Source organism: Idiomarina aquatica, assembly GCF_003987185.1.
Classification (GTDB): Bacteria; Pseudomonadota; Gammaproteobacteria; order Enterobacterales; family Alteromonadaceae; genus Idiomarina; species Idiomarina aquatica.
Window position 1 is genome coordinate 394,468 of record NZ_PIPS01000002.1, and the last position, 12,862, is coordinate 407,329.

Annotated in this window: 13 protein-coding genes and 1 tRNA gene; 9 read left to right on the plus strand and 5 right to left on the minus strand. The window is 51.0% G+C overall.

Annotated features, from left to right (window positions below):
* The first annotated feature begins 27 nt into the window (after window positions 1–27).
* Together CWE23_RS08710 and CWE23_RS13860 are read left to right on the plus strand one after the other, a co-directional pair.
* Complete coding sequence (locus CWE23_RS08710) at window positions 28–732, plus strand: zeta toxin family protein (RefSeq protein ID WP_126820031.1); 705 nt, start codon at window positions 28–30, stop codon at window positions 730–732.
* Window positions 733–797: 65 nt separating this feature from the next.
* On the plus strand, window positions 798–962 hold the full coding sequence (locus CWE23_RS13860; protein WP_198678821.1) for a hypothetical protein: 165 nt from the start codon (window positions 798–800) through the stop codon (window positions 960–962).
* Window positions 963–1,127: 165 nt separating this feature from the next.
* On the opposite strand, the gene CWE23_RS08715 is transcribed toward CWE23_RS13860, so the two are convergent.
* The 3 genes from CWE23_RS08715 to CWE23_RS08725 all read right to left on the minus strand — a co-directional run bounded on the left by CWE23_RS08715 (window position 1,128) and on the right by CWE23_RS08725 (window position 4,111).
* Window positions 1,128–1,204, minus strand: a tRNA-Val gene (locus CWE23_RS08715).
* Between the two features lie 127 nt (window positions 1,205–1,331).
* Window positions 1,332–3,002, minus strand: coding sequence for an isovaleryl-CoA dehydrogenase (locus CWE23_RS08720; protein ID WP_126820032.1), 1,671 nt, complete (start codon window positions 3,000–3,002; stop codon window positions 1,332–1,334).
* A gap of 41 nt (window positions 3,003–3,043) precedes the next feature.
* Window positions 3,044–4,111: a DUF3080 family protein gene (locus tag CWE23_RS08725; protein ID WP_126820033.1), complete on the minus strand. Its 1,068-nt coding sequence runs from the start codon at window positions 4,109–4,111 to the stop codon at window positions 3,044–3,046.
* Between the two features lie 30 nt (window positions 4,112–4,141).
* On the opposite strand from CWE23_RS08725, the gene CWE23_RS08730 reads away from it, so the two are divergent.
* Entirely contained in the window at window positions 4,142–4,762 is a 621-nt protein-coding gene (locus CWE23_RS08730; protein ID WP_105306506.1) for a riboflavin synthase subunit alpha, read from the plus strand.
* Here the strand turns inward: CWE23_RS08730 and CWE23_RS08735 are convergent.
* Both CWE23_RS08735 and CWE23_RS08740 read right to left on the minus strand, forming a co-directional pair.
* Window positions 4,759–4,968: a CPXCG motif-containing cysteine-rich protein gene (locus tag CWE23_RS08735; RefSeq protein ID WP_105306505.1), complete on the minus strand. Its 210-nt coding sequence runs from the start codon at window positions 4,966–4,968 to the stop codon at window positions 4,759–4,761. The genes CWE23_RS08730 and CWE23_RS08735 overlap by 4 nt on opposite strands.
* Before the next feature lie 193 nt (window positions 4,969–5,161).
* Window positions 5,162–6,040 (minus strand): DMT family transporter, encoded by an 879-nt coding sequence (locus CWE23_RS08740; protein WP_126820034.1) that lies wholly within the window; start codon window positions 6,038–6,040, stop codon window positions 5,162–5,164.
* A 171-nt stretch (window positions 6,041–6,211) separates the two neighbouring features.
* Here CWE23_RS08740 and thrS point away from each other — a divergent pair, with 171 nt between their 5' ends.
* From thrS to pheT, 6 genes are all read left to right on the plus strand, one after another.
* A complete protein-coding gene (gene thrS, locus CWE23_RS08745; RefSeq protein WP_126820035.1) occupies window positions 6,212–8,125 on the plus strand; it encodes a threonine--tRNA ligase in 1,914 nt (637 codons plus the stop codon).
* Between the two features lie 22 nt (window positions 8,126–8,147).
* Window positions 8,148–8,693 (plus strand): translation initiation factor IF-3, encoded by a 546-nt coding sequence (gene infC, locus CWE23_RS08750; RefSeq protein WP_105306502.1) that lies wholly within the window; start codon window positions 8,148–8,150, stop codon window positions 8,691–8,693.
* A 74-nt stretch (window positions 8,694–8,767) separates the two neighbouring features.
* A complete protein-coding gene (rpmI, locus tag CWE23_RS08755) occupies window positions 8,768–8,965 on the plus strand; it encodes a 50S ribosomal protein L35 (protein ID WP_053953836.1) in 198 nt (65 codons plus the stop codon).
* Between the two features lie 14 nt (window positions 8,966–8,979).
* Complete coding sequence (gene rplT, locus CWE23_RS08760; RefSeq protein ID WP_053953835.1) at window positions 8,980–9,333, plus strand: 50S ribosomal protein L20; 354 nt, start codon at window positions 8,980–8,982, stop codon at window positions 9,331–9,333.
* Window positions 9,334–9,467: 134 nt separating this feature from the next.
* The gene (gene pheS, locus CWE23_RS08765) at window positions 9,468–10,448 is read left to right on the plus strand and encodes a phenylalanine--tRNA ligase subunit alpha (RefSeq protein ID WP_126820036.1); all 981 of its coding nucleotides are present in this window, start codon (window positions 9,468–9,470) and stop codon (window positions 10,446–10,448) included.
* A 24-nt stretch (window positions 10,449–10,472) separates the two neighbouring features.
* Window positions 10,473–12,860, plus strand: a complete 2,388-nt coding sequence (gene pheT / locus CWE23_RS08770; RefSeq protein ID WP_126820037.1) for a phenylalanine--tRNA ligase subunit beta — start codon at window positions 10,473–10,475, stop codon at window positions 12,858–12,860.
* The last annotated feature ends 2 nt before the right edge of the window (window positions 12,861–12,862 follow it).

Sequence of the window (12,862 nt, forward strand, 5' to 3'; positions counted from 1 at the left end):
TGTTAGGTTTAGCATCAAGGACTATGCGTGTTGGCAGAGGACAAGGAAGTAGAGCTGCAAGCAGTAGCTTACGCAAAGAAACATAAAACGAAGTTAGCACGTCAACTTACTGATAAAACAATCTACGCGAAGGAGCGAGATCCGGTATCAGTATTTATGTGTGGCTCGCCAGGTGCAGGGAAAACGGAATCATCCAAAATATTTCTGAAAGAGATTGGTTCGGATAGCGTAATTCGACTGGATCCAGACGATCTTCGGTGCCAGTTCCCTGGGTATAACGGCTCAAACTCATACTTGTTTCAACGGGCGATTTCGGTGGTTATCGAACGAGCACTAGACTTTGCATTCCAAGGGAAACAATCATTCTTGCTAGACGGCACGTTATCAAAGTTGGACATTGCTGAGAAAAATATTCAACGTTGTCTTGATCGTAAACGGAGCGTTTTGATTTTGTTTGTTTATCAATCGCCAGCAATGGCCTGGGAGTTTGTTCAAGCTCGGGAAAAAGAAGAGGGGCGACGAATTCTTCCTGAAACGTTTATTGAGCAATTTTTGGGGGCTCAGGAAGTTGTTCGGAAACTGAAAAGGAAGTTTGGTGGTCGAATTCAGGTAGATTTATTGGTCAAGAATAACCGAGGCCATACACGGTTCTATCACGATAACGTTACGGACATTGAAAATTTGCTTGCTGAGAAATTCACTCGCAATGAGTTGGAACAGTTGATAACATAAGTCGTGTTTGTGCCATGTAATAGTGTGGATACAGTTAGCGCAGCAATAATATTGAGGAAACACAAATGCTTAGTCGTCTTTTTGGTAGCAAAGCACCTGAAAATTCGAACCTGTCAGAATTCGTGCGAAATGCAAAATCGCGCGATAAGAAGCGCGTGTATGCTCGGGTAATTGATAAAGCGATTGAGGCACAAAACGAAGTGATTGAACGGCAAAAGCCAACGTCATAAATTCTTGAATGTACATACAGTTAGTTAAGAAACGGAGGCGACTGCCTTCGTTTTTTATTTGAAAGCAAACAACGAATCACATAGTTAGATAACTGCGGAAAATAATTGCCGCCGACGTGATTTTGATGCCAATATTGACTACATGGTTTTTTGGGGAAGAAAAAGTGGTGCGTCCTAGTAGACTCGAACTACCGACCTCTGCCATGTCAAGGCAGCGCTCTAACCAACTGAGCTAAGGACGCACATTTTGAAGTGCTGTGTCGTGAAGACGGGCGCTATATTATTCATTTCGAATCACTGACGCAAGACTTTTTTCAGCGTCAGTGATTCAAATGGCTAGTTTTCAGACAGATGGTGCTGTGTTGCTCATTAAAGCGACGGCGTTGCCCGGTTGATGATGCCAACAACGTTAGCATTGGCCGGCAGTCCGCCATAGTTCATGTGGGTTCGTGGCGCCAGGCGACCGGCACAAAACGCTTCGCTGACAAAATCCGGCGCATGTTGTAACAGCAGTGCGGCCTGCAATGCCAATGCCATGCGGTCGGCAAACTGGCGAGCCTGATACGGCCAGTGGTCGCGGGGCGTCTGCTTGAAGTCACGCTTTAACGCATTGGCAAAGTCATCCAGTCGTTTATCACGGCCGCTGGCTTTGCTGATTTCGCTAAAATACGCGTCTAATACCCGAGGTTCCTTTTGTATCGCCCGCAGAATATCCAGACACTGGACATTACCACTGCCTTCCCAAATAGCGTTTACCGGAGATTCGCGCAACAACCTTGGCATGATGGTGTTTTCCATTAGCCCCATACCACCGATCACCTCCATTGCCTCGTACGCATGGTTGGGTGTGCGTTTGCAGATCCAATACTTGCCGATGGGGGTGGCGATTCGGGCTAAAAGTTGCTCATGTTCGTCATCCTGGTTATCGAACGCGCGCGCCATACGCAGAGTCAGCGTCATCGCCGCCTCGCTTTCCAGTGCCAGATCGGCTAACAGGTTCTGCATCAGTGGTTGTTCGCTGAGCCGCGCGCCAAAGGCCTGACGGTAGTGGCAGTGATGCAGCGCCTGAGCGCTGGCCTGGCGCATTCCCGACGAGGAGCCAATCATACAGTCATAACGGGTCATGGCGACCATTTCAATGATGGTACGTATGCCACGTCCTTCTTCGCCAACCATCCAACCGAGTGCACCACGCAGTTCACATTCGCTGGAGGCATTGGCGACATTGCCCATTTTATTTTTCAGTTGCTGGATCTGCAGCGGGTTTTTGCTACCGTCAGGTCGCCAGCGCGGCACCAGAAAACAGGAAAGCCCGCCCGGAGCTTGTGCCAGCACCAGAAACAAATCACACATGGGGGCCGAGACAAACCATTTGTGACCCACCAGCTCGTAGACTTGCGCCGGACCTTCGGCACCGACCGGGTGTGCTACAGTACTGTTTGTTCGGACATCAGAACCACCTTGTTTTTCGGTCATAGCCATACCAACCGTGAGGCCGTTTTTACGCGTGTCGGGAATATTTTCGGGGTCGTAGTAGGGCGCCAGGATCTTGTGACCAAACTGCTCAAACAGTTGCGGCTGATGTTTCAGTGCCGGGACGGCCGCAAAGGTCATGGTGATCGGACATCCATGCGCCGCTTCAACCTGAGTGTGCAAGTAATATTTAGCGGCTCGCGCTACCTGCGCGCCGCTGCGGGGATTGCGCCAAGGACTGGCGTGTAGGCCCTCGCTGATGGCGATATCCATGAGTTGGTGATAACTGGGGTGAAAGTCGATCTGATCGATGCGATGGCCAAAACGGTCGTGAGTCTGTAGCTGTGGTTTGTTGGCATTGGCGTCAAACCCCAGTTTAATCCGCTCACTGAGTCCGCATTCCGCGCCAAACCGGGCAATATCCTGTTCAGCCCAGGCTGCTCCCTCGCGCTGCACGGCCTCCTGCAACGCCTTGTCCTCGGCATAAAGGTTATAGTTCTCCAGTGCCGGCGGCTGATTGGTCACCTCGTGGGTTTGGGCATAATAGTTGTGCTGTTGCTTACTCATTAGGTTGACGCTCCGGCCTGACCTGTTTGGATAACCTAAGCTTAGAACGAGTTTTGGCCGGATGTAAAGCCACAGTCCATAAACAACTGCTGCCATGGTTGTACAAACGCTTTACTGGTTTGGTTCAGCTTTTCTCCCTGCCGGCTCAGCTCGCGTAAGTAGTCTTGCAGCGCCGGCTGCGGCACCGCTTCGGCCAGCGTCAGTAACACCGGTTGTAGTTGCTGGTACTGAGTGGTTAATTGCGCCAGCTTTGACTGCGTTGCGTCAATAAAAAATCGCATAAACACCCGTTGCAGAACCTTAGCCCGCTCAGGCACTCCTTTGCCGTCGCAGCCCGCAGCTGCGGTCAACGGGGGCAACTGTTGCTGTAACTGAGTCAGCAGCAACCGCATCTCGATGGTACTGCGCAGCAATCGTGGTAGGTAATCCGCTTGTGCGAGCTGTTGTCGCCAGCGGGCTAAGCTAGTTTCGGCAGGCGCTGGTTGCTGTGGAGCCTGAGCAAGCCATTCGACCAGTTGCAGGAGGGCGTTTAACTGGTGGTTAAAAACGTTGTCATCAAGGGTTACTAAGCTTTTGGCTCCGATGCTCAGGGCGTGCCGCAGTGCTTTGTCGGTGGCGATCGCGTGTGCCTTATCGAAGCTCAGTTGCGCGTGTTTGTCGGCTATGGCGCGTTGCAACTCTGCTTTGATGGTTTCAGACTGCGGGTGCTGCGCGCACGTTCTTAATGCGCTCAATAGCTGCACGTCATCGTGATAGCGCATCAGCCCGTCCTCCAGTCGACCCAGTGAGCTGTTACGTTGAGCGATCAGTTGTCCGGCCTCGCAATGACCCAGTCGCAGGCTGGTTAAAAAATTCATCGCCGCTGGCTCGCCAACGGGTTTCAATGAACGTATCGTCGGCATGGGTGCCGGGCGCGGCTGGTAGCTCAGTTGTGCCGCTTCCGAGGAGAGCGTGTTGGCAATTCGTTGATTGAGCGTATGTACCGAGTCGACCACTGTCTGAGGACGCGAACAGGCACCAACGACCAGTCCGGCAACGATCAATAAACCGGCCTGAAATGCCCGCAAACGCTGGTAACTTTTGCCAATCCTCAGTACACTGCCACGCATTGCTTAATCCTTACTATGCTTAGGTGTTTTATGTTTACTGGTATTGTTCAGACACAAGCACAAGTTGCCCATATTAAAGACAATGACGACTTTCGTCACTTAACGCTGCGGGTCGAACCGCAGTTTCTGCGCGATTTAGAGATAGGTGCCAGTATTGCTATAAACGGCTGCTGTTTAACGGTGGTTCACTATACCGAAGATACGGTTGAGTTTGACGTTATCGACGAGACGTTGCGACTGACCAATTTGGGTGACCTTGGCAAAGGTAGCCTGGTTAATCTGGAGCGCTCGTTGAAAGTGGGTGATGAAATTGGCGGTCACCATGTATCGGGACACATCCATTGTCAGGGAACATTGCTGGAAGTGGAACAAAGCGATACCAACTGGGCAGGCTGGGTTGAAGTGCCCGAGCCGTTTACCCCTTACCTGTTTGCCAAAGGTTTTATTGCCGTGAACGGCGCCAGTCTGACGATCGGCACCGTCGAAGACAACCGTTTTAGTCTGCACTTAATACCCGAAACCCTGCGGCTCACCAATTTATCGCAGGCACAGCCAGGAACCCAGCTTAATATCGAGTTTGATCAGCAAACCATTACCATTGTTGAAACGGTAGAGCGTATCCTAAAACAGCGCGGCGAGTCGGCGAACTAATAAAACTGCTCGTCGTTGCCGTCAATGCGTACGCGGGTTTTTTGATTCATTTCGTCAACCTGCAATTGCACGTGAATTAAATCGCCGCAGGCAGCGCATTCGTCCTGATAATCCTGATTGCCCGCTGAGGTATCAATATCCAGTTGTGTTGTCTGCCCGCAATGCGGGCAACGAACCACAACGCTGTTAAGATCTTCTTCGTGCATGAGAGTTCCTCTGGAAAGATGTTTCCGCAAAGCCTAGCGGTGCCGTTCTCGCACAGGAGTTCGGTGGGGGCAGACTATCGAAGGCCAGGGATGGCCTGAGATAAGCGTTCATGGATGAACTTGTCGTGTGTCTGTGTCAGCCCCACCGAGCTCCAGGCGAACGACACCGTTACGCCTTGCACGCTTACTCAAACTATAGAAAAAGAATGCCGATTCCGCCCAATGAAATGCAGGCGCCGATGACGGAACGTGGTGTAATCTTTTGTTTTTTCAATAAAGAAATTGGAATAAGAAAAAGCGGTGCGGTCGACAGCAGCGTTTGGGTGAGGCCGGGGTTAATGTTCGCAATGGAAACCTGTTGCAACCAGATCGCCAGGAAGGTACCAAAGACGATGGCGCCGAGTAATGGCAGAGGGTTAATCGATTTAAACTGGCGAATAATCGCGGCGTAAGCGTTGCGTTTTGACAAGCCGACGATGACCGCAAGTAACACCGACCCCGCGGCTAACCGGACAAAGGCGGCGTCGATGGCATGGAGCGACTCGGTTTGCAAAACCGAAAATGCCATGACCAGTCCAGTGGCCTGGCACAGCGCCGCGCCGCTGCCGAATAACATGCCCGACAGCGAGAGCGCCGGTTGGTTGTCCGGTGCCTTTTCGGTGACCACAAACAAGACGCCGCTTAAGGTCACCACGGCGCCGGTGCTCTCGATGATGGATAATCGGTCACTTAAAAAGGCCCAAGCCATAAATGCCGCTAACGGCGGTGCCAGGTATTCCAGCAGCATGGCGTGCCAGGGGCCGAGCCGCCTCAGCGCAGCGAAGTGGCAACTGTCACCAATGGTGATACCAATGACTCCACTCAGGGCCAGGATCACCACACCGGCGCTTAGCTGCAATGAAGTGCCGAGTAATAAACTCACTAAAAATAATAACGGGGTGGCAATAACGCCTTTCACCAGATTCATCTGCAACGGTGAAAAGTGACTGCCGGCGCGATGATATAAAAGCGTGGCAACCGCCCAAAAACTGGCGGCTAACAAGGCGGCGAACTGACCGATCATCTCTGACATCAAAACAGGCTCTGTGGTTGCTCAAATGTAAGCGGTCGATTATAGTAGCGATGCGCGTTCGATGGTACCGAACGCAACACGTTTCGTAGGGTTCGGCTGCGATGTTCAGCTGAGCCAAAATAGAGCACGTGGCACTTGGTAGGTGTCACCACTGGTTGGAAAGGATAGTTCATGCCTGTAATTACTCTCCCTGACGGAAGTCAACGCGAATTTGATAAACCGGTCTCAATCATGGATATCGCTATGGATATCGGGCCAGGTCTGGCGAAAGCGACCGTTGCGGGTCGTATCGACGGCGAGTTGGTCGATGCCTGTGATGTGATTGAGCACGATGCGAAGGTCGAGATTGTAACGCCCAAAGATGACGATGGGGTGCACATCATCCGTCACTCGTGTGCGCATTTGCTTGGCCATGCGGTTAAGCAGTTGTGGCCTGACGCGAAAATGGCGATTGGTCCGGTGATTGATAACGGCTTTTATTATGACATCGATGTTGACCACACCTTCACCCAGGAAGATTTAGAAAAACTTGAAAAACGGATGAAGGAACTGGCAAAGACCGAGTATGAGGTCATTAAGAAAAAAGTCAGTTGGAAAGAAGCGCGTGAAACCTTTGTCGACCGCCACGAGCCGTATAAAGTTGAAATTTTAGACGAAGATATCCCGACCGACGCTAAGCCGGGTTTGTATCATCACCAGGAATACATCGATATGTGCCGTGGGCCGCACGTACCGAACATGAAGTTCTGCCAGCATTTTAAAGTGATGAAAATGGCGGGTGCGTACTGGCGTGGTGATTCAGATAACAAGATGCTGCAACGCATCTACGGCACCGCATGGGCGGATAAAAAGCAATTAAAAGCTTATTTGAAGCGCCTGGAAGAGGCGGAAAAACGCGATCACCGTAAAATTGGTAAGAACCAGGATTTGTTCCACTGGCAGGAAGAAGCTCCGGGTATGGTGTTCTGGCATCACAACGGCTGGACCATTTTCCGCGAGCTAGAAACCTTTATTCGAGAAAAACTGCGCGAATACGACTACCAGGAAGTTAAAGGTCCGATGATGATGGACCGCGTGCTGTGGGAAAAATCCGGGCACTGGGAGAAATTTTCCGAACTGATGTTCACTACTGCTTCGGAGAATCGTGAATATGCGGTTAAACCGATGAACTGTCCGGGCCACGTGCAGATCTTCAACCAAGGGCTTAAGTCATACCGTGACTTACCGTTGCGTATGGCCGAGTTTGGTTCCTGTCACCGTAATGAGCCGTCCGGTGCGTTACACGGCCTGATGCGGGTGCGGGGCTTTACGCAGGACGACGCTCACGTTTTTTGTACCGAAGAACAAGTGCAGTCAGAAGTCGCCGCTTGCATTAAGATGGTCTACGAAACGTACGAAACCTTCGGTTTTGATAAGATCGATGTGAAGTTGTCAACGCGTCCGGAAAAACGTCTTGGCGATGACGCGACCTGGGATCGCAGTGAAAAAGCACTGGTGGATGCACTCAAAGCGCACGACATCGAGTTTGATTATTTACCGGGTGAGGGGGCTTTCTACGGTCCTAAGATTGAATTTACCCTGTTTGACTGTCTTGGCCGTGCCTGGCAGTGCGGTACTATTCAGTTAGACTTTGCGTTACCGGGACGTCTGGGTGCGACCTATGTCGGTGAAGACAATGACCGTCATACGCCGGTGATGATCCACCGTGCGATTCTGGGCTCGCTGGAGCGCTTTATGGGTATTCTGATCGAAGAATACGCCGGTCACTTCCCGGTTTGGTTAGCGCCAACGCAGGTTGTTTTGATGAATATCACCGATAATCAGAGCGATTATGTCAAAAAGGTGGTAAAATCTTTGAATGAAAAGGGAATTCGAGCAACAGCCGACTTGAGAAATGAGAAGATTGGCTTTAAAATCCGAGAGCATACTCTTAAACGAGTCCCTTATTTGCTTGTTGTCGGCGATAAAGAAGTCGAAGCAGGCGAGGTTGCGGTTCGTACCCGTGGCGGTGAAGACTTAGGTAAGTTCCCGCTGGAAGATTTCGTTGCACGCATCGAAGACGAAGTACGGACTCGCAAGATTTAATAATTGGATGGAGGAATAAACCATTAAAGGCGGAAAAAGAACTCAGAAAGCTGCAGATAAAAACCGTATCAACGAACAGATTACCAACGTTGATGAAGTTCGCTTAATCGGAACCGATGGTGAACAAATTGGTGTCGTCAGTATAAACGAGGCTCTTGACGCAGCAGCGGAAGCTGGTGTCGATTTGGTGGAGATGAGCCCTAATGCGGAGCCACCGGTCTGCCGCTTGATGGATTACGGTAAGTTCCTCTTCGAGAAGAGTAAAGAACAGAAAGAACAGAAGAAAAAGCAGAAACAGATTCAGGTTAAGGAAGTTAAGTTCCGACCTGGCACTGATGAGGGCGACTACCAGGTAAAACTGCGCAACCTGCGTCGTTTCCTCGAGGGAGGTGACAAAACTAAAGTCACTATTCGTTTCCGTGGCCGGGAAATGGCACACCAGGAGTTGGGCATCGAATTGCTGAATCGCGTTAAAAACGATTTAGAAGATGTTTCAACTGTTGAGTCGTTCCCTAGAAGGGCTGAAGGTCGTCAGATGATTATGGTTCTGGCGCCATCTAAGAAGTGATCGTGGTACACAAGTAGGCAGCGTAGCTGTCTCACCCTTTCACACTTTTAATCAACAATGCGGAGTTTAATTTCATGCCAAAAATGAAATCAAACAAAGGCGCTTCAAAGCGCTTTAAAAAGACTGCTTCAGGCGGTTACAAGTGCAAGCAATCTCACTTGCGTCACATTCTGACTAAGAAAACTCCTAAGCGTAAGCGTCAGCTGCGTGCTAAGAGCATGGTCCACGAAGCGGACATTAAATTAGTCGATCGTATGTTACCGTACGCATAAGGGGAGATTAGCAAATGGCACGAGTAAAACGTGGTGTAATCGCGAGAGCGCGTCACAAGAAAGTCCTGAAGCAGGCGAAAGGTTATTATGGTGCCCGTAGTCGCGTTTATCGCGTTGCGGTACAGGCAGTCACTAAAGCGGGTCAATACGCATACCGTGACCGTCGCAACAAGAAACGTCAATTCCGTCAACTGTGGATTGTTCGTATCAACGCTGCGGCACGTCAAAACGGTCTGTCATACAGCCGCTTTATCAACGGCCTGAAAAAAGCATCAGTAGAAATCGATCGCAAGATCCTTGCTGATATCGCAGTTCACGATCAAAACGGCTTTGCTGCTTTGGTTGAGAAAGCGAAAGGCGCACTGTAAATAACGGCCGTTTCGGTTTGTTAAAACAGATTTCAAAGGGAGCCAATTGGCTCCCTTTTTTGATCCATTTTCTGCTAGAATAGCGGCTTTAAAAATTACGCTATAACAGCCTATTGTCAGTGTTGAGGGAAACAATGCAATTACAGGAAATCGTCGCACAAGCCGAAGCGGCCATCGCCAATGCGGATAATCCGCAAGCGTTGGACGATGTTCGGGTTCAATACATGGGTAAAAAGGGTCAGTTGACCGAATTGCTGAAAGGCTTAGGTAAGCTGGATCCGTCTGAGCGCCGCGAAGCGGGGCAGCAGATCAACGAAGCAAAGCAGCAGGTACAGACCAGCATCAATGCCCGCAAAGAGTTGCTGAAAGCTGAAGAGCTGAAAGCGAAACTTGAAGCCGAGCGACTTGATGTTACCCTGCCGGGTCGTAATGCCGCGGTGGGTGGTGTACATCCGGTGACCCAGACCATTCGTCGTATTGAACAGTTTTTTGGTGACCTCGGTTTTAGCGTTAAAGAAGGTCCCGAAGTCGAGGACGGCTTTCATAACTTTGATGCGCTGAATATTCCGGCTAATCACCCGGCACGTGCGGATCACGACACCTTTTATTTTACTCCCTCAACGATGCTGCGTACGCAAACATCGGGTGTACAGATCCGTACCATGGAAGTTGAACAACCGCCGTTGCGGATTATTTCCCCGGGACGCGTCTATCGTAACGACTACGATCAGACCCATACGCCGATGTTCCACCAGGTCGAAGGCCTGATGGTTGACACCGATGTGTCTTTTACCCAGTTAAAAGGCATTTTAGAAGATTTCCTGACGCACTTTTTTGAAGAGTCATTGCAAGTGCGCTTCCGCCCGTCGTATTTCCCGTTCACAGAGCCATCGGCAGAAGTCGATGTTATGGGTAAAGACGGCAAATGGTTGGAAGTGTTGGGTTGTGGCATGGTCCACCCGAACGTGTTGAAAGCCGTAGGTATTGACCCGGAGAAGTACACCGGTTTTGCCTTTGGGATGGGCGTTGAGCGCCTGACCATGTTGCGCTACGGCGTAACCGACTTACGCGCGTTTTTCGAAAACGACCTGCGTTTCTTAAAACAATTCAACTAATTCAACCAAAAGGGCAGTGGCACTATGAAATTTAGCGAACAGTGGTTACGTGAGTGGGTTAACCCGGCCATCGACAGCAATGAGCTTAGCGAACAGCTGAGCATGGCTGGCCTTGAGGTTGACGGTGTTGAGCCGGTTGCAGCCGACTTCCATACGGTGGTGGTCGGCGAGGTGGTCGAGTGCGGTCCGCATCCGGACGCCGATAAGTTGCAGGTGACAAAAGTCGATACTAACGACGGCGAGTTGCTGGATATTGTTTGTGGCGCACCCAATTGCCGGCAGGGCTTAAAAGTTGTGGTAGCCAAAGTTGGCGCGGTGTTGCCGGGTGATTTCAAGATTAAAAAAGCGAAACTGCGTGGCCAGCCGTCGCACGGTATGTTGTGCTCATTCAAAGAGCTGGGCTTGATTGATGATCACGAAGGCATCATTGAGTTACCGGCGGATGCACCGGTCGGTAAGGACTACCGCGAATACCTTGGCCTTGACGACAACAGCATTGATATTGATTTGACCCCGAACCGTGGTGATTGTTTAAGCATTCGCGGTATCGCCCGTGAGGTGGGTGTGCTCAATCGTATGGATGTTAAGCAACCGCAAATCAGCGCCGTTGAAGCCTCCATCAGCGATCAAAAAGCGATTACCTTGGCCGCCCCTGAGCAGTGTCCTCGCTACTTGGGTCGGGTGATTAAAGGCATTGACGTCAGCCGCCCAACGCCGATCTGGATGAGCGAAAAATTACGCCGTAGTGGTATTCGCAGCATCGATCCGGTCGTTGACGTAACGAATTATGTGTTGTTAGAGCTCGGTCATCCGATGCACGCGTTCGACCTGGACACCCTGCAGGGTGACATTACTGTTCGTCTTGCGGCGAAGCAGGAAAAGCTGACGTTACTGGACGGTGAGGAAGTCACGCTGGATGACGATGTCCTGGTGATTGCCGATGATCAAAAAGCACTGGCTATGGCCGGCGTTTATGGCGGTAAAGACAGTGGCGTGACATTAGACAGCAAAAACATTTTCTTAGAAAGCGCGTTTTTTGCACCGGATGCGATTTTGGGTAAAGCCCGTCGCTATGGTCTGCACACCGACGCGTCACACCGTTATGAGCGCGGTGTTGACCCACAGTTGCAACGCACGGCGATGGAGCGCGCAACGGAATTACTGTTGGCGATTTGCGGTGGTGAAGCGGGTCCCATTACCGAAGCGGTATCCGAGCAGCATTTACCCGCGCGCGCCAGTGTAACCTTACGCAGCTCGCGTTTGGCCAAGGTCCTGGGCGTACAGATTGCCGATAATGAGGTAACCGAAATCCTGCAGCGTCTGGGGCTTGAAGTCAGCTTTGCGAACGGCGCATGGCAGGTTCAGGTGCCGTCGTATCGTTTTGACATTGCCATTGAAGAAGATCTTATCGAAGAAGTGGCACGGGTATACGGTTATAACGCGATCCAAGCCGTAGCCCCGGCTGCACAGTTGCGCATGACCGACCGCAAAGAAGCACAAATCAGTCGTCACACGCTGGTAAATGCGCTGGTGGAGCGCGGGTATCAGGAAGCCATTACCTACAGCTTTGTTGATCCGAAGCATCAAGCCATGTTGTTTAACGAGGCCGCCGCGTTGACCTTACCGCACCCGATTTCGATCGAAATGTCATCGATGCGCGTGAGCCTATGGCCCGGTCTTGCCGGAGCCGTTGCGCACAACCAAAAGCGTCAGCAGGCGGTGCTGGCTTTCGTTGAAACGGGTTTGCGCTTTATTCCGGATGAAAAAGCTGAGAACGGCGTTCGTCAGGAGCCGGTGTTGGGCGGTATCCGTGCGGGTAAAGCACACGTTGAGCATTGGTCAGAAGGCGATCGTGCGATTGATTTTTATGACGTTAAAGGTGATGTCGAGGCGTTGTTGGAGAAAACCGGCGAAGCGCATTTGTTCCGCTTTGTTGCGGACCAGCACGATGCCTTACATCCGGGGCAGTCGGCGGCGATTTATAAAGGTGAACGCAAAGTCGGCTTCATTGGCGCCTTACATCCTCAGCACGAAAAAGCATTGGGGTTAAACCAACGGGCGTTTGTGTTTGAGATTGAGCTTGATGCGATTGCTGTTCGTCGCATTCCTGTGGCTCAGCCAATATCCCGTTACCCCAGCATTCGCCGTGACTTAGCGCTGGTTCTGGACGAGTCAATTGCCGCTGGTGAAGTGTTGGCTGAACTGGAAAATGTTGGCGTAAAACAGTTAGTTGGCCTAAACTTGTTTGATGTTTACCAAGGCGAAAATTTGCCTGCCGGCAAACGCAGCCTGGCGTTAAGTATCACCTTACAGGATACCGATAAGACGCTGGAAGAAGCCGAAGTCAACGAGTTGATGGACCGCTTCGTAAGTAAGCTAAAAGACGAGTTTAATGCAACCTTGAGGGATTAAAC